Genomic DNA, 18,005 nt, shown 5'->3' on the forward strand with positions numbered 1-18,005 from the left:
AGATGTCCATCATGACTGAAGCTGTTTTCGATTCCGCCGGCCAGCCCGCCATTCAGCCCACGCCGATTCCGTTGCGTGAACTGCTGCCTTGGGCCGTGTTCGGAGGATTGCTGCTGCTGCTCGCGCTGTATTTCGTCGGTGCGGAACAGGGCGCCACGTCTTTAGTGCCTGGCATGTACGTGCATGAGTTCGTGCACGACGGCCGCCATCTGCTCGGCTTTCCCTGCCACTAACGGAGCAGAACATGGTCGGTAAGTTGTTGTTGCGCGGGATGCTTGCAGGCATCGCCGCGGGGCTGCTCACGTTCGCGTTTGCGCGAGTGGCGGGCGAGCCGCAGGTCAATCAGGCGATAGCCTTCGAAGAGAATGCCGGGGACGGAGCCGGCGCAATGCATGAGCATGAGCACGCCGGTGCGGCTGCGGGTGCGGACGCGCACGAGCAAGCGCATGAGCAGGAGTTGGTCAGTCGCGATACGCAAGCCGGATTGGGATTGCTGACCGGCGTAGTGACCTACGGTGCGGCATTCGGCGGACTGTTCTCTCTGGTGTTTGCCTATGCGTACGGGCGGGTGGGGGCGATGAGCGCGCGTGCGTTGTCGGCGTGGCTTGCCCTCGGCGCTTTCGTCGCACTGGTGATCGTTCCCAACATCAAGTATCCGGCGAACCCGCCAGCGGTCGGCGACCCGGAGACAATCGGAACGCGCACGGGCCTGTTTTTTCTGATGATCGCCATCTCGCTGACCGCGATGGTTTTTTCGCTAAAGGTCCGGCGCCGCGCGGCGATGAAACTTGGCGCATGGAACGGCTCGATCGTGGCCGGACTTGTGTTCATCGCCATCATTGCCGCGGTGCAGATGTCGATGCCTGTGATCGACGAAACGCCGGCCGGTTTTCCCGCGGCGCTGCTGTGGAAGTTCCGTGTGGCTGCACTCGGCATGCAGGCGATCATGTGGGCGACGATCGGGCTACTGTTCGGCGCGATCGTCGAGCGGAGTTCGTTCATGCGTGTCGGGAATCGGACAGCGACCCGGTCGGCTTGAGGTCTTCTGTCGGCTTGCGTTGAGCGGCTGGCTGCGTGAGTTGGTTAAGGCTGTGGGTGTTGAGCGCGCGCGGTGGTATGACACGGGCTGGAAAGTATCAGATGTGATTTTTTGGCCCCGTCACCGCCGCCAATCGCGAGCACGCTCAACAACTACATATTGACCACGCCATCGGACGACGACGCCATCGCATCATGAAAAATAACTCCCAACGTATGCCTCTGTCCCGATCTCAAACGGCTCACTCCGTGCCGCAAATTCACGCGATATACACCACGCGTGCCTTGCACCGGCCGATGATGAACCGCGAACACCACGGCATCTCCCTTGCGCAGCGGCACGACTTCCGCGCGTGACTGCATTCGCGGACGCTGCTCGGTCATCACGAATTCGCCGCCGGTGAAATCCTCGCCGGGTTCCGACAGCAGAATTGCAACCTGTAGCGGAAACACGTGCTCGCCGTAAAGATCCTGATGCAGACAGTTATAGTCGTCGGTCATGTACTGCAGCATTAGGGGTGTCGGGCGCGTCTGGCCCGCAGCGTGGCAGCGTTCGATAAACTCGGCGTGTGCGCCCGGATAGCGAATGCCGATGTCCATCACCTCGTTCCAACGATTCGCCACCGGCACGAGATGCGGATACAACTCGCGGCGCAACTGTGCGATCAGCGGCGGCAACGGATACGAGAAATACTTGTATTCGCCACGGCCGAAGCCATGCCGCGCCATCACTACGCGACTGCGGTACAAGTCCTCTCGGGGATACAGCGCAGTGAGGGCATCGCATTCGCGCGCGTCAAGCAGCCCGTGCAGCATCGCGCAGCCATAGCCGTTCAGCTCTTCTTCGACGTGAAACCAATCAGTCGTCTCGATGCGCGCCGTCAGTGAACTTGCATGATTGCGGCTCTGCAACGGCTTCGATTCAGTTTTTCGATCCTGTTCCGGCGATTGGGCGCGGGCATCTTTCGCCACCGTATTCATCAGAGTCTCCCTAAGCGATTTTCGAACGATGATTGAGTGTAAGCGCGCCTTTCAGGCCGCGCACTCCGACTCTTGCGCTGTAATTCCCCAACGTTGGAGGCGCGCGGACCAACCGGCGATGTGTCCGGCAAAACAGTGAGTTGCGAGCAGGAAAAAGTGACGCCGCCCAACGATAACCTTTGCGAAGCGCGTCGCGTCGTTCATAGTAGGTGCTGTCAATTGGCCGCTCCACCGGAGGCTTGTCCATGTCGGATTCCCACCAGAAACTCGATGATTGGCTCGGCACCGAGCGAGTCGCCAAAGATCTCATTACCGCGTTTCCGCTCGCAGCTCTCGCGGCGACATTCGATCGCGAACAAAGCGGCGACACCGTTCCGCCGCTTTGGCACTGGCTTTACTTCTTGCCGATCGCGCGAATGTCCGAAGCCGGCCCCGACGGTCATCCTAAGCGCGGCGATTTTTTGCCGCCGGTGCCGCTGCCGCGCCGCATGTGGGCCGGCGGGCGCATCACTTTCCATGCGCCGCTGAAAGTGGGTGAGCGCGCCACGCGTACGTCGACCATTGCGAACATTGAAGACAAGACGGGTCGCTCGGGGCGCCTCGTGTTCGTGACGGTGCAGCACTCGATTGAAGTCGGCGGCGAACTGAGGCTCGAAGAAGAGCACGACATCGTCTACCGCGACGCACCGCTAGCAGACGCGCGGCCTCAGCAGCCGCAACTCGCGCCGCAAGGCGAGCGTTGGAGCCGCATTATCGAGCCTGATCCCGTCATGCTGTTTCGCTATTCGGCGCTCACCTTCAACAGCCATCGCATTCACTACGACTATCCCTACGCGACGCAAGTCGAGGCTTATCCTGGCCTCGTGGTCCACGGGCCGTTGATTGCCACGCTGCTGGTCGATCTTGTTCGTCGCCAGCAACCCGATGCAACGCTGCAGAGCTTTGCGTTCAAGGCGCTTCGCCCGACGTTTTCGGGCCAGGCTTTCATGGTGTGCGGCGCGCCCTCGGCGGATGGAAAATCGATCGACCTATGGGCAAAAGATCACGATGGCTATTTGACGATGCGAGCGACCGCAGCGATTGAATAATTCCGCGAACGCGAGGCGTCGACGATTATGTTCAGTAAATGCATAACGCGCAAGCGGTGAAAAATCCGGTCGTCTTACAGTTGCGTCCCGCAAATCAAAGTGATGTTTCTCTGAATCTGTAGGAGCAAGTTCCACATTAACAGGTGATCTCGCCGGACCTCGGTTGTTTATGCGCATAATGCATCGCCGCTTGCCTGCGTGAGTGTATCCGGACGCCGCTCGAATTGGCTTGCGAGTCGCGTGTGCCTAAGCGACAGACCGCCCATACTGGCGCTCAGCGGTATAGCGCCTGAGCGAACGATTCTTTAATTGCAGTGACAGAAAAATCATTAACCTCTTTCGACGCATTAATCAAGCGCAACTTGTGGTCAACAAGCACCTGAAACCTCTCTAATTGTTAAATGCAATGCCGGGTGGTTTGCTGTTAAAAATATCGGTTATCATCGCTGCCTTCAGCGATAGGTCACGGCGGCTTAATCCGGCCGGCATCAACGTTAATATCGTCGCATCGAACCAGAAAAACTCAGATGAAGATGTCGCGTAAAAAGATTGCAATCCTCGTGGCCGCGCTTCTGATCGTGGCCGGCATCGTCATTCAGGCCGTGTGGCGTCCGTTCGCACATCGCAAGGCGACCAACGCGGGCGAAGTCGTTCTGGATATTCATCATCCCGATGCGGTGATCGACAGCGAAGCGCTGGCGCGTTTACCGCGCGACATGTTGCGCGTGCCGCTGCTTCACGACGTGCTCACGCAAGACTTCGTCGACTATTACGAATCGGCGAATACGCGCCTTTCCGCTGAAGGTGCATTGCGGCGTCTCGCGTTCGAACATCAACTTGACTGGCGCGACGAACTGATCCGCCGCGTGTTCGACGAACCCGCGCACGTGTTGCTCTGGCGTTCGCCGGATGGCCGCCTCGGCTATTGGATCATGTCCGTGCGCCGCAACGGTCTTGCGAAGCTGTTGCAGGGCTTGGGCAACGTCGCCGCAAGCGACACACAACTGAGCCAGGTCGCCAGGCTCTCCGGCGATGTTCCGGTCTACGCGCTGAAGCTCGCAGTTGGCCGAACGCTGCTATTCGCGACGAAAGACGATCGCCTCGTCGTGCTGTCCGCGCCCGGCGTTCTGCTCGACGAAAAGGGCGGCCTGTTGGGCGAACGCGCCGATGCTGTGTCCGACATGCTGTCGTCCGGTCGCGACGCCGCCGCTCGCGCATATCAACTGGATGCTTCGGGAGACGCGCCGAAGGGGCATCGTCTGGTGGTGTCGGCGAATTACCTGTCGTTCGGTTATCAGGCGTTCTTTTCGGGCATCGACGCGCTGCGGTTCGACTTCTCGCCGAATGGCAGCGCGCCGGCGACCTGGCGGACCTCGGCCTTGATCGAGCCGGGCAAACTGCCGCAGCAGTGGAACAGCGCGGCCTTGTGGCACGCATTGCCGGCGAACGCCGCGGCTTGCACGAGTCTGCCCGCGGACTGGAAGGAGGCATCGGCACTGCTTGGCAAGGTGGCCAATGGGGCGGACGCCGCCGGGGCAATCGGCGATCGTCTGACGGGCCCTGCGGCGGTATGCTGGTATGCGAAATCCACGCTGGTTGCGCCGGTTTTCATCGCTCAAGTTAAAACGCAGGACAAGACACAGGACGCGGCCTCGCTCGTTGCGCTGAAGACCGCGCTCGACAAAACATTCGGTGACGTGATTGGCGCATATGAGGCAAAGGCCGCGAAGACGGACGGCAACGACGCTGACTACACTGACTATCGCCGTTTGCCGGTCACGAGGCGCGACCTGGGTGCGGACGTCACTGTCTGGCAGAGGCCGGTCAGCGCGCGTTCGGGCACGGCGTCGAGCGGTAGGGCGTCGTTCGCGTCGCAGTTATCGGCCGAGCGCTATTTTCCGGTGACGCTTGCGCTTGCGCACGGCTATCTGATTTTCTCGCCCGACTCACGTCTCGTCGACGACACGCTGGCAGTGCTCGACAAGCGTTACCCCGCGCTGGCAGACACGCTCGCTCCTGAGCGTTTGCCGCGCACCATTCTGACGCTGACGCCTTCGTCCGCAGCGGCACTGATCGAACGCGAAGCTGGCGCCGCACTGCCCGCCGATCAGGAGGCCGTGTTCCGCAACGCCTCGCGTACGCATCTCACACCGAAGTTGCGCGCGCTCGCACACTATCCACCGGTTTCGTTGACGCTGCCGCAAACCTTGCCAGGCTCGACCGGCTGGGTACCGGTAGAGTGGTGGTTCGATCGCGCGAAAGGCGATGCGGGTTCGGCTAACGACTCGCCGCAGGCATCCGCAGATCAGCCTGGCACAGAGGGCGATTAATGCGTCGCCTTCGCTTAGCCGGAGGGTTGCGCGCGCCTCGCCAGGCGCCCTCGCGCGCGGCGCCCCGACTCCGCGCGGAGCTTGTCGCGCATCCCACCCGTGAAGCCGCGACTTCACGCGTTGTCGCGGCTTCACGCCGCGCATGGCTGTTGCGCATCACCGCGATGTTTGCAGCAGCGAGCGTCGCGCCTTATGCCCACGCGCTGAGTGCTGGTGCTTCCGGTCCCGAACCCGACGCGCTCACCGCGCAGCAATCGGCTGTGTTTCGCGCGTGGTTCACCCGCATCGTCGATCAGCAGATGCGCCGCGGACCGACGCCGCGCTGGACGCAACGCGATTGCGCGGGACTAGTGCGCTTTGCCGTCGGCGAGACGCTGCGACCACACGACAGGAAATGGCTGCACGCCAACGGCATGACCGGCCTTGCCGACACGAGCAGTCTGCCGCCCGAACTGCAGTTGTCCACGGCGCAGCGAATGATCGCGAATCGCTGGACGCAACTCGACGGTTCCACTGGCGCATACGCTTCCGCCATCGCACTGATTCAACGCAATAGCCGCTTCGTTTCGAAAGACGTCAACCAGGCGCTGCCCGGCGACCTGCTGTTCTTCGACCAGGGCGACGACCAGCATCTGATGATCTGGCTCGATCGCTACATCGCTTATCACACAGGCACCGTCACGCCGATCGATACCGGTCTGCGCGCGGTCGCCGTTTCCGACCTGATGCAATGGAAAGATTCCCGCTGGCAGCCGCTCGACGGCAATCCGAACTTTGTCGGCGTGTTTCGTTTGGACTTTTTGACACCATGACCCGAATGAGCTCTGTGATCGCGACTTGCAAATGGTTGAACCCTATGCGCGATCGCGCGACCGTTGCCATGGCCGCGCTGTTTGTGTGGATTGCGCTGATCACCGTAAGCGGCACCGCGCAGGCGGGCGACGACGCGTCGGCAGCGTCGGCGGCATCGGCAGACGCCAGCATCGCCGCGAATCCGACGCTCAATCCGGCGCCGTCGAGTAACTTCGCTTCTCAGAAAGTGGACGGTCAACCCTTCTTCCTCCTCTCGGATGCGAGCTTCGGCAGTAATCAACTCGCGGAGGTCCGGCTTGAGGCGCCCGGCCGCGATTTCAAGGACGCGTTGCAGGCATACGGCGGCGCGGACATCGTCGTGTATCGGGTGCCGAAGCCGCTCGAGTTTCTAAAGGCACAGAAGAATCTGCATCGGCTGAATGTCGCGCCGAATTATCAGGGCGAAGGCCTCGCGAACACGCTGGCTTATCTGTGGGACCGGTGGTTTACCGAGGCGCGCCGCGCATGGCAGCGCGTGCTTTCGTTCGCCACCCGCAGCAAGGCAACGGAGGCCGCGCCCCAATTCAAGCTCGGCGAACAGACCGGTAAGCAGACGCAGTTCGAGCAGAACTCGCAGTTCGCCCCGCTGAAAGGCTATGACATGGTCGGGCGTTTTCGCTATCCGATCTGGGACGCCAAAGTGATCGAGCCGCCCAAGGGCGTGAACCTCGCGGGCAGCAGCAGTAACTTTATCGAGGCGAGTTCCGGCAACGTGATGATCCCTGTCGGCAAGCTGCCGCCGGGTCTCTATATCGTCGAGGCGGTGATCGGCAACTATCGCGCGCATACGTTGTTGTTCGTGTCGGATACGGTGGCGGTCGTGAAAGCAGCATCGAGCGGAATGCTGGTGTGGACTACGCGGCGCGATAGCGGCAAGCCGGTCGCTAACACGGAAGTGAACTGGACCGACGGCGTAGGTGTGTTGCAAAGCGGCACGACGGGCGACGACGGCGCGCTCGTGCTGCAACACGTGAGCCCCGAGCGCAGCTATGTGCTTGGTGTCGATCCGCAGGGCGGCGTGTTCGTGTCGGAGAATTTCTATTACGACAGCGAGATCTACAACACGAAAATCTACGCCGTCACCGATCGGCCGATGTACCGGCCGGGCGATCAGGTCCACGTAAAGTTTATTGGCCGTACGTTTCAGAACGCGACTCAATCGTCGGCGCCTGCCGAGGCCGACATCAAGCTCGAAGTGCTCGACCCGAACGGCTCGCCGGTTGCAACGGCGAAGACGCATTTCGCTTCGGATACCGGCGCTGACACGTCGTTTTCGCTGCCCGCAGACGCAAGCGCTGGCGGCTACACGCTGCGGTTCGACTATAACGGCGATGTGTATGGCAGCGCGTTTCGCGTTGCCGAATATGTGAAGCCGCACTTCGACGTCAATCTTTCAATGGACAAAGCCGACTATGCGACCGGCGAGCCGTTGAAGGGCAAAATCCAGCTGCGCTATCCGGACGGCAAGCCGGTGCGCGACAGCAAGATTTCGGTCACGCTGCGCGCGCAGAAAGTGACGATTGTCGACGGCGAACTGCACTATGCGGGACTCTTCCCGGTCAAGCTCGAACAACAGGAACTCAAGACGGATAGCGACGGCAACGCCAGCCTGACGCTGCCCGCAGCGACCGAGCCGAGCCGGTATGCGCTGACGCTGTTCGCGCAGGACGGCGCCGCATACAAGGTGCGCGTGACGCGCGAAGTGTTGATCGCGCGCGGCGCGACGCCGTACCGGCTGACTACGTCGAAGTCGTTCTCGCAGCCGAAGGAATCGGTGAGCTTCGACTTGCAGGCGCTGGCCGCGGTCGACCCGGCCGCGCATGCGCCGGCGAAATGGGAATGGACGCGCCTCGAATCGCAGACGCATGCCGAAGGTGCGTTGAAAAGCGCGCCGAACGGCGTTGGCGGCAAGCTGTCGTTCGCGGTGCCATTCGATCAGCCGGGTTCGTACATGTTGTCGGTCAAAGATGACGCGGGCAACCTGCTCGCCGCCGTCAGCCATTGGGTTGCGGGCGACGGCCTGAAGGCGATCCCAGGCAGCGTCGAGATCGTGTTCGATCGCGACCGGTACAAGATTGGCGACACGGCGGAAGCGCTGATCACATTTCCGCTGCCCGTCGACGATGCGTTGCTGACGCTCGAACGCGACAACGTCGAACGACGCGCGCTGTTGAGCGCGGGCGGCGACTGGTTGCAACTGCAGCGCGTGACGCCGTCGCAATGGAAGGCGCGTATCAAGGTCGGCGAAGACTTCGCGCCCAACATGACCTTCTCGGTGCTGTACGTGCATGCGGGCGAATACGCGTTCCAGAACGCGGGCATCGTCGTGGCACAGCCGCAAATCGAATTGAACGTGAAGAGCGACAAGCCGGTGTACGGTCCAGGCGATACCGTCACCCTGAATTTCGACAGCACGTTGAACGGCAAACCGGAAGCGGCGAATCTGACGGTGAGCGTGGTCGATGAAATGGTCTATGTGCTGCAGCCGGAGATTGCGCCGAACATCGTCGACTTTTTCTATCATCCGCGGCGCAATAACGTGCGGACGTCGTCAAGTCTGTCGTTCATCACTTACGACCTCGCGCGTTCGCCGCTCAAGGGTGCGCCGGGCGGGCCGCAACGGGCGAATTACAACGAGCGCGGCGTGAAAGTGCTCGAACGCCCGCGCCGCGACGATCAGGATACGGCTGCGTGGGAAGGCAGCCTGAAGACCGACGCCAATGGTCACGCCACCATGACGTTCAAAATGCCCGACTCGCTAGCGCGCTGGCGCGTCACCGTGCGCGCGGCCGCGCCCGATGGCATGGTCGGCCAGCGCACCGCATACGTGCGCTCCGACAAGGCGCTGTATCTGAAGTGGAGCGGGCCGTCGCATTTCCGCGTCAATGACCAGCCGGCTATCGACATGATCGCCTTCAACCAGACCGACGCGGACATGGACGCGCAGTGGTTGGTGGAGGGCGGCGGTCTGTCGCTGAATCAGAAGGTCACGCTTAAGCGCGGCGCGAACTATCTGCGTCTGCCGAGCGGCGCGCTGAAGGCCGGCGCGGTCAACGCGACCTTGCGCAAGGGCGACAGGGATGTGGACCGCTTGCAGACCACGATTCGTCTCGACGCGAGCGGCTGGCTCGATCTTCATCAGAACACTGTCGCGCTTGACGGCGCAGGCAAGCCGCTCAATCTGCCGCAAGACGCCCAGGACGTGAGCGTGCGTTTCGTCGGCAGCGCAGCGAGCCAGTTCATGCGCGTGGCCGACGATCTGATCAACTATCCGTATGGCTGCGCCGAACAGACATCGAGCCGCTTGATTCCGCTCGCACTTGCACACGACGCGATCGGCCGCGGCGACAACGCGAGTTCGACGCAAGGAATCGAAGCGCTGTTGCGTAATCAGCGGCAACGTCTGGCTATGCTCGCGGGTGTCGGCGGCACGTTCGGCTGGTGGGGCGATACGACCGGCGGCAGCGCGCTGATCACGGCCTACGCGTACTACGCGGACTGGCTCGCGAGCCGCAGTCTCGGCATAAGCCTGCCCGCCGCAAACTGGCAACACGCAATGGAGGTTTATCGCGACGCCGGCGCTAAAGAGCCACTGCTTCATCGCGCGTTGGCGCTGTGGTTCATGCAGCAGATGGGCTTGCCGGTCGCGACGCCTGTCTCGGGCGTGGCTGCCGACTTGATGAGCGACGCGGCGGCCACCGCCGCTGCACCGGCTCGCAACGCCGCTAGTGCTACGTATGGCGCGTCGGACAGTATCGTCTTTGCACAGGCCGATTCGCCGCGCGGCAAGCAGATGGCGATGCTGCTGATCGCGAACATGGCGCGCGCGACGGGCGCGCAGACGCCGGACGGTTTCGATGCGGCATCGAGCGCCGCGCGTGTCTCGTTGAGCAACGATCCGGCGCCGCTAGTCCAAAGCCTGCTTGCCATGTCCGGCGAAGGCGCGAGCGTCGATGCATCCGCATTGCTTGCAAGAAGCAGCGCCGATTACCCGACGCTCGACCGCGCACTGACGCTGCTTTGGTTGCGCAAGGCGCTCGGCGGCGATGTGGCGGCTACTTCGTTGCCGTCGCTGCAAGGCGCGGGCTGGACGCGCGCTGCTACGCCGACCGGCACGCCACTCTGGAAATGGACCGCTGCTGGCGTGCCGTCCACGCTCGACGCAGGCGCCGCACGCACGGACGTCAGCGCAATCGTCTCGTTCCGCAGTCATGCGAGCGAAGACAGCCGCTTGAACATCGGCGTCGCCCGCCGCTTCTACAAGCTCGAACCGGTCGAGGTAAAAGCCGATCCGAAAAAGCAGGGCGCGGGCGACAGCAATGTGGGGCGATCTGCGTTCACCGCGCGTCTCGTGAAATCGGGCGACGCAATCGACAGCAATGCACTGTACGTCGACGAAGTCACGCTTACGCCGCGCTCGGGCAACGCGTATCACTACGGTCTGCTCGATGTGCCGCTGCCGCCCGGCGCGAGCGTCGAAGCGACGAGCTGGGGCGTGTCCATCGAGGGCTTGCCTGGCGAAAAGGAAGGCGAGAGCGGCCCGCAACCGTTCGCGCGTGCTGCATCGTATGAAATGGGTGAGCTCTCGTATCACCAGCCGGTGCCGTTGCTCGACCGGCCAGTGGCGTTGCGGCAACTGGTGCGCTTCGCGTTGCCGGGCACATTCGCATTGCCGCCCGCGCGCTATTTCCGCATGTATCAACCGGACGCGAAGGCGTTCGAAGGCGGCAAGAGCGATCGCGTGACTTCGTTGCGCATCCAGTAAGCGACACAGGCCATGTTCCGCGCGCTTTTTCGGTTTGTCCGCGATCTTCTTGCAGCGATGATGCTGCGGGTCGCGTTCGTCGTGGGCGCGGTGTGCATGATCTGCGGCGTCACACTCGATCGCGCGTATGCGGCCGGGCCGGCTTCACTGCAGCCGGCGGCGAAACAGACATTGCGCTTCGCGTGGTTGCGCGGCGGGCAAAGCCAGCTTTGGCAAGCCGACGTCGACGGCGCCGTTAGCGGCCTGTCTCCGCAATCCGCGCTGCCGTTGCCCGCCACGCTGGAAACACCGCTTGGCAGCGTGTGGAAGCTGTTTGTCTACGGCTATCTGGTGGATCGAAACATCGCAACGCCAGACTACACGTGCAACGGCGGCGATCCCGAAGAAGTGTATTGCTGCATGACGGGCGGTCATGTCGATCGCGAGCATGCGCTCGTGAAATCGTGCGGGCTCTTTTTCGAACCGGGGCGTCTGCAACTCGATCCCGCCGACTGGCGCAAGTATTGGACAGCGGTACACGCGCCAGCCTGGCTGCGCGACCTTCACGCGATGACGCCGACGCATCGTGTGCCCGTCGTGCAACTGCTTGCCGCATTGCAGGCGATGCCCGCACGCCCACGCGAAGCGGCGGCCAGCACGCTGGTCTCCGTGCTGACGAGCGGACGTGGCGAGGGAACGGTGTCGCTCTACGGCAGCCTGCTGCGCGCCAAAACGTGGACGATGCCCGATACGGCCCGGCCAGGCGCATCGGTGGGCGGCGCCGCAGGCTGGCTGGCGGATGGCACGCCGGTCTGGCTCGCCGGTCCCGGCGGCAGCGCACGCGTGCTCGCGTTGGCTGCGCCGCGCATTGCGCCGCTTCTCACGCGAGTTACCGTGCCCGATGACGGCGCATGTGTCGTCGTCGATTTCTTCAGCCGCTATCCGATTCGCGAAGTGCTCGGCCAGAAAGGGCCCGCGACGGTGGCTGGGGGGCCGCTGAAGGGCGAGTATCGCGTTGGCTTTGTGAACGGCAACTGGACGCGACTGACGAGCCGCGGCGAGTTGCGGCTCGATCGTAACGCTGCGGGAGCGCCGCAAGTGGTCGGTCGCTTTGGCATGAACGACTATGTGGCGCGCGTAGTCGAGCGTGAAGGCGATACGGCGCAGCTCGAAGCGGCCAAGGCGCTTGCCGTGGCGGCGCGCACTTACGCCGTGCAGCACGGCGTACACGATCACGGCTGTTTGCGTATCGACGATAGCAGCAACACCCAGCGCGTTCTGCCTCGCGCGCCGACTACGGCGGCGCGCCGTGCCGCCGATATGACCGACGCGCTCGTGCTGACCGGCGTGCCTGTCCAGTATCACCACGACAAGGCCGCGGCAGGGCAAATGAGCTGGCTTGCCGCGAAAGCCTCCGCGCAAACTGGCCTGACGTTCGATGCGATCCTTGCACGCACATGGCCGCAAGCCACGCTGACTTCATTTCAAAGCCCCTTGTCCGGCGATTGCATCGCGGTGACCGGCGCGCGCGAGTGGCTGGAACGCAATGCGCCTTCCTGGGCGCGGCGCATGGATGGCGCGGCCGGATACGAGACGCCCGACTTGCCGGCCGTGTGTGCCGTTCGCGAAGGACGTCCGTACGCGGACGCGCAGCGCAATCGGGTCTATGTGTATCGCTTGCAAACGGAAGAGGATCGCATTGCGTTGGCGCATGAATATGTTCACCTCGCGTTTCAGCATCATCCGCGTGGACTCGACGAAGATTTTGTCGAGCGCACCGCCCGCATGCTGATTCGTACCGACAATCCGATCCAATGAACCACGTCACCTCCTTATTTTCGTTGTGCCGGCCTTCCGTGCTGAGGCGGGTTCGCCTGCGCGCCGTGATGCTCGTGGCCGTCGCTGCATGCTGCGTGTCCGGCACCGGCGTTGTGACACAGCCGCGCGCCGCTAGTGCCGATGGCGGCGTCGCCGATCTCACCCGCTCGTTCGGCGGCTGGCGTCATAGCGGGCTGACGAATGAGGGCGAGCAATTCGTCGCGGCGTATCCGCGACCGCCGGTCGATCGCGGCGCGCAGCGTTACCGCACATTGATCGAGGGACGCCTGAAGCGTATCGACAAACGCGCGCGCAAGCCGCCGACACTCGTGGTCAACGGCAATCCGACGCCGCTCTACACGGACGACGAAGGTGCATTCGCGCGGCCGTGGGCGTTCGGTGCGGGCTCGAACAGCATTGAACTCATTTCTGCCGACGGGAGGCAGCATCAGCGCATGCGGTTCTATGAAGCGGACACCAGCAAGCCGCAGGCGAAGCTGCGCGCAATCGTCACGTGGGACGATCCGCACGCTCAAGTCGATTTGCACGTGATCACGCCGGGCGGGTTGCATGCGTTCTTCGCCAATCCGACGCTCGAAGACGGCAGCGGCTTCGACGTCGACTCGGTGGACGGCGCGGGGCCGGGGATATTTTCATCGGCGGCGCCAGAGCGTGGTACGTGGCTTTTCTTCCTCAATTACTGGGGCAACTTTGATACGACCGGCTACAACTTCGACGCGTCCGCGCACGACCGCGACGTCATCACGGCGACGTTGACGCTGGTCTTCAACGAAAATACGCCGAACGAGCGGCGTGAAACGATGGTTGTGCCGTTGCGCAAAATCGGCGACCTCATGCTCGTGAAGAGCGAGCGACTATGAAAGCGGGACGGGAGCAGTCACGATGAAGCGCAAAACGACGGGATGGATGAACGCTGCTGGCTACAGCTTGCTGGTTCTCGCCTGCTTGCAGGGCGCGTCGGCCGCGCATGCAAGCGATATCGACTTCGCCGCGCCGCTGAACGGCTGGCGCAATACGAGCGGCGACAGCGAACGCTATACGCAAGATGTGCACTATCCGGCGGTGTCCGTAACGACGCCGGAAGGGCAGTCGAAACTTGCGCTGATCGAAGGGCAGATTCGTAACGCACCGAAAAGAAAGGGCAAGACCGTGGGTACGCTGGTGGTCGACGGCACGCCGTTGCCGCAGCGTGTGGAGGAGGACGGCAAGTTCTCGCGGCCCTATGCGTTTCCTGCGGGCAGCAATGGCGTTGAATTGCGCGCGCCGGACGGCAGCCGCAAGCGCGTTCAGTTCTATGACGCCTATGGCGGCAAGACGCAGCCGAAGCTGCGCGTATTGCTCGCGTGGGACACGGACGGCACGGATCTCGACCTGCACGTGGTATCGCCGGACGGCGCGCATGCATGGTACGGCGATCGCGTCGTGGCGAACGGCGGCGCGCTCGACGTCGACGTCACGACGGGCTATGGGCCGGAGATCTATTCATCGGCTGCGCCGCTGAAGGGCACCTATCTCGTCTTCGTGAATTACTACGGCAGCGGTAGCGACCGAAGCGACATGACTGTCGCTCAAGTGACGATCATCACCAATGAAAACACGCCGAACGAAAAGAGCGAGACGATCCGCGTGCCGATGCGCAAGGCCGGCGAATTGACGCTCGTGAAGACGTTTGTTATGCCTTGAGCGCGGCCTCGTTGCGGTTTGTTTTTTGACTTCAGACTTGCCGCGTGCAGAGGATGAAAACTGTGCGCGCTCAGATACTTGGGCGACTCTTGCGCAGGATATCCACAGCCTTCTGAACAGTTTCTGTGGACAACATGATGTGGGGCGGAACGCGTCGTTGTTGGCATTCGCGTCTGCGCTTACCGTGCCTTACAGGGCGTCAAGTTTCAACCGGTCCCGGTCGATAGAGCCTGTATCCGGCGCTACGCCGAACGCCCTGAAGAAACGAACGGAGGTTGCAATGCAAATCGACAGTGCGTTGCCGTCAACACGACAAGCAACTGACCGCACGACAAGGAGTGCGTCGTCAACTGCCGTTACTGGCGACAATGCCGCCACCGCGCGCTCTGCTACCTCGAATGCGTCGAAGCAGGACGAGGCTGTGCGCATCTCCACGGAAGGCGCTGCTGCGGCGGCTCGCGATTCGAATGTAGTCGATGGCACGAGCGCGGCCGGTGCGGACGGCGAGGGCGCGTCGGCGACGGATTCGTCAGCGGTGAAGTCGTTTGCGTATGGCACGCTCGGGCTGGAACGGCCAGATCAGCCGCACGAAGAGCGCAACGCTTTCTACACGGCCGGACGTTGGCTGGCGGCGGGCATCACCCTTGGCGGGATCATCTCGCTGCTTATTTGAGAACGGTGGGATTCTGAAGCTTGAGGCGGGAATTGCGCTTGCCGTGCATGGCGCACGGCAAGCGCGGTGAAGCAGAGTCAGACTGGCTGGATCAACGGTCGAGGAACGACTTGAGTCGATCGGCACGGCTCGGATGCATCAGCTTGCGCATGGCCTTGCTTTCGATCTGGCGGATACGCTCACGGGTGACGTCGAACTGCTTGCCCACTTCTTCCAGCGTGTGGTCCGACTTCGTGTTGATGCCGTAGCGCATACGCAGCACCTTGGCTTCGCGCGGCGACAGCGAGTCGAGCGCATCGTCAATCGCGGCGCGAAGGTCGGCCTGCATCGCGGCGTCTGCCGGCGACGATGCCGCCGAGTCTTCGATCATGTCGCCGAGCGTGGCGTCGCCGTCGTCGCCAACCGGCGTTTCCATCGACACCGGCTGCTTGGCGATCTTGAGGATGCCGCGCACTTTCTCTTCCGACAGATCCATGCGCTCGGCCAGCACCGACGGATGCGCTTCCTGACCGGTCTGCTGCAGGATTTCACGCGAGATGCGGTTCAGCTTGTTGATCGTTTCGATCATGTGCACCGGCACGCGGATCGTGCGTGCCTGATCGGCGAGCGAACGTGTCACGGCCTGACGGACCCACCACGTTGCGTACGTGGAAAACTTCCAGCCGCGGCGGTATTCGAACTTGTCCACCGCTTTCATCAGGCCGATGTTGCCTTCCTGAATCAGGTCGAGGAACAGCATGCCGCGATTCACGTACTTCTTCGCGATGGAAATGACGAGACGCAGGTTCGCCTCGATCATTTCGCTCTTGGCTTTGCGCATCTTCAATTCAGCCGCGACCATCTGGCGGTTGATCTCTTTCAGATGCTTGAGCGGCAGCGAGACGGTGGCTTCGATATCGATCAGCTTTTGCTGTTCCGACTGAATTGCCGGCAGGTGACGCTCGAGCGCGGCGCCGTACGAGGTCGTGCCGCGTGCTGCGCGCTCGGTCCAGCCGAGGTCGGCTTCATGACCCGCGAACGATTCGATGAACTTCTCGCGCGGCATGCCGCTCTTCGTCACGACGATCTGCAGAATGTTGCGTTCGATCGCGCGAACCTGCGCGACCTGATGCTGCACGTCGCCGCAAAGACGGTCGATGGTGCGCGCCGTGAAGCGGATTTTCGCGAGATGTTGCTGAATTTCCTCGCGCGCGCGCTGATATGCCTTGGAGCTGACGTCGCCGCGCGTGTGCGACGCGTTCATCTGGTCGTACAGAATGCCGACTTGCGCGAAGATTTCGAGGCAGTCGCTCGTAAGCTGCTTCAGACGCGCTTCGTCTGCTGCAGACGAATCGGCCGGGCCGACGTCGTCGTCGCTATCGCTGTCGTCGTCTTCTTCCGTGTCCGAATCCACGTCGGTTGTCGCTTCGGCGCTCACGGTATCTTCTTCCGCCGCGATGTTGTCTTCGTTGAGGCCGTCGACCAGTTCGTCGATTCGCAACTCGCCGTCCGCAACCTGCTGGGCGCTTGCCAGGATCGCGGAAATTGCGAGCGGGCATGCGGCAATGGCCTGCACCATTTCGTGCAGACCGTCTTCGATACGCTTCGCAATCGCGATTTCGCCCGCGCGCGTCAGCAACTCGGTCGCGCCCATTTCGCGCATGTACATGCGCACGGGGTCGGTCGTGCGGCCGAACTCGGAATCCACCGTCGACAACGCGACTTCGGTTTCTTCATCCGCCTGATCGTCGGAAACGACTGCCGGAGCGTTCGAGTTCAACAGCAGCGTTTCGGCGTCGGGAGCCTGCTCGTAGACCTGCACGCCCATGTCGTTGAACGCGCTGACGATGCTGTCGATTGCCGCGGTTTGCGCGAAGTTATCGGGCAGGTGGTCATTGATCTGCGCGTGGGTCAGGTAGCCTTGCTCCTTGCCCAGCTGGATCAGCGCGCGCATCTGGCGCTGACGTTCTTCGGCTTGCTGCGGCGGCAGCTCGGCCGCCACGGGGATCGCTTTGCCCGCGCCCTTGCCCTTGGGCGTACGGCCCGACGGAGCTTTCGTGTAGGCTGCGGTTTCGTGTTGCGAATCTTCGCGATCAAAAGGGTTCACGTATTCTCCTCGAGAGGCTTCGCTATGAGACGCAAGACGCGACCGTCAGGCGTTTCGAGCATGGCTCAACATCACCTGAGTGACTCAACGCGGTTATATGGCTGTGTGCTCTGGGGAGCAAAAAGATGAGCCCGCTTTGAGCGGGCCGATAGAAATGTGCGAAATTCGCGCGGCTCGCATTATATACGAGCTTGCGCGTTCGCGCGCATTGTGCGCAGCAATTCGTCGCACGCTGTTGCCGTAGATCCGTTCCCTGTCCGCCCGTGGCGGCGCGGAGCGGCGCGCAAAAAAGTTTGTTGCAACAACGGACAGTTCTCTCGGGACGGACGGCAGACTCCCGACTATAGACCAACTTGTCCGTGTTCACACGACTGCGTTCCTCTAAGGATCGAAAACCTACTATATGTAAGGCGAACGCTTTGCGCGCCGATTGGCGCTTCTGTGAAAGAAAATTCGTCGAAGGGGGTTGACGACCTGTCACTCGCTCTTCATAATCTCGTTTCTCTGCTGCAGATGCAGCGACGCAGAACGAAGCGGTGCCGGGTGGTGGTGGTAAGGACAGCGCGGCGTGAGCGGATCGATCTTTAAAAACTAACAGCCGATAAGTGTGGGCGCTTGATGCGCGACGCGAGCCGGGCCTTTCGGGGTCTGGCGCAAAGCGAAAGTATCAAGTCTCACACAGTAATGAAAG

At 62.3% G+C, this 18,005-nt stretch carries 12 protein-coding genes; 10 read left to right on the forward strand and 2 right to left on the reverse strand.

What is annotated here, in order from left to right:
* Window positions 1–11 precede the first annotated feature (11 nt).
* Window positions 12–233 carry a CbtB domain-containing protein gene (locus H281_RS0120035; RefSeq protein ID WP_020068943.1) on the forward strand — a complete coding sequence of 74 codons (222 nt, stop codon included), beginning with the start codon at window positions 12–14 and terminating at the stop codon, window positions 231–233.
* Between the two features lie 11 nt (window positions 234–244).
* Window positions 245–1,039 (forward strand): CbtA family protein, encoded by a 795-nt coding sequence (locus H281_RS0120040; RefSeq protein ID WP_020068944.1) that lies wholly within the window; start codon window positions 245–247, stop codon window positions 1,037–1,039.
* A 152-nt stretch (window positions 1,040–1,191) separates the two neighbouring features.
* On the opposite strand, the gene H281_RS0120045 is transcribed toward H281_RS0120040, so the two are convergent.
* Entirely contained in the window at window positions 1,192–2,019 is an 828-nt protein-coding gene (locus H281_RS0120045; RefSeq protein WP_020068945.1) for a 2OG-Fe(II) oxygenase, read from the reverse strand.
* 245 nt (window positions 2,020–2,264) lie between these two features.
* On the opposite strand from H281_RS0120045, the gene H281_RS0120050 reads away from it, so the two are divergent.
* The 8 genes from H281_RS0120050 to H281_RS0120085 all read left to right on the forward strand — a co-directional run bounded on the left by H281_RS0120050 (window position 2,265) and on the right by H281_RS0120085 (window position 15,228).
* On the forward strand, window positions 2,265–3,107 hold the full coding sequence (locus H281_RS0120050; RefSeq protein ID WP_020068946.1) for an FAS1-like dehydratase domain-containing protein: 843 nt from the start codon (window positions 2,265–2,267) through the stop codon (window positions 3,105–3,107).
* 527 nt (window positions 3,108–3,634) lie between these two features.
* Window positions 3,635–5,437 carry a DUF2138 domain-containing protein gene (locus H281_RS0120055; protein WP_020068947.1) on the forward strand — a complete coding sequence of 601 codons (1,803 nt, stop codon included), beginning with the start codon at window positions 3,635–3,637 and terminating at the stop codon, window positions 5,435–5,437.
* Window positions 5,437–6,249 (forward strand): DUF1175 domain-containing protein, encoded by an 813-nt coding sequence (locus H281_RS0120060; RefSeq protein ID WP_020068948.1) that lies wholly within the window; start codon window positions 5,437–5,439, stop codon window positions 6,247–6,249. Before H281_RS0120055 ends, H281_RS0120060 begins: the two co-directional genes overlap by 1 nt.
* Window positions 6,246–11,054, forward strand: coding sequence for an alpha-2-macroglobulin family protein (locus H281_RS0120065; RefSeq protein WP_027804780.1), 4,809 nt, complete (start codon window positions 6,246–6,248; stop codon window positions 11,052–11,054). Before H281_RS0120060 ends, H281_RS0120065 begins: the two co-directional genes overlap by 4 nt.
* Window positions 11,055–11,066: 12 nt before the next feature.
* Window positions 11,067–12,851, forward strand: coding sequence for a DUF2300 domain-containing protein (locus tag H281_RS0120070; RefSeq protein ID WP_020068950.1), 1,785 nt, complete (start codon window positions 11,067–11,069; stop codon window positions 12,849–12,851).
* Window positions 12,848–13,732, forward strand: coding sequence for a YfaP family protein (locus H281_RS0120075; protein ID WP_027804781.1), 885 nt, complete (start codon window positions 12,848–12,850; stop codon window positions 13,730–13,732). The genes H281_RS0120070 and H281_RS0120075 overlap by 4 nt, the downstream gene beginning before the upstream one ends.
* Window positions 13,733–13,754: 22 nt before the next feature.
* Window positions 13,755–14,555 (forward strand): YfaP family protein, encoded by an 801-nt coding sequence (locus H281_RS0120080; protein ID WP_020068952.1) that lies wholly within the window; start codon window positions 13,755–13,757, stop codon window positions 14,553–14,555.
* A gap of 280 nt (window positions 14,556–14,835) precedes the next feature.
* Window positions 14,836–15,228 carry a hypothetical protein gene (locus H281_RS0120085; protein WP_020068953.1) on the forward strand — a complete coding sequence of 131 codons (393 nt, stop codon included), beginning with the start codon at window positions 14,836–14,838 and terminating at the stop codon, window positions 15,226–15,228.
* 91 nt (window positions 15,229–15,319) lie between these two features.
* Here the strand turns inward: H281_RS0120085 and rpoD are convergent, their stop codons facing one another.
* Entirely contained in the window at window positions 15,320–17,314 is a 1,995-nt protein-coding gene (rpoD, locus tag H281_RS0120090; RefSeq protein WP_020068954.1) for an RNA polymerase sigma factor RpoD, read from the reverse strand.
* Window positions 17,315–18,005: the final 691 nt, after the last annotated feature.

The organism is Paraburkholderia caledonica (assembly GCF_000383275.1).
GTDB lineage: Bacteria > Pseudomonadota > Gammaproteobacteria > Burkholderiales > Burkholderiaceae > Paraburkholderia > Paraburkholderia caledonica.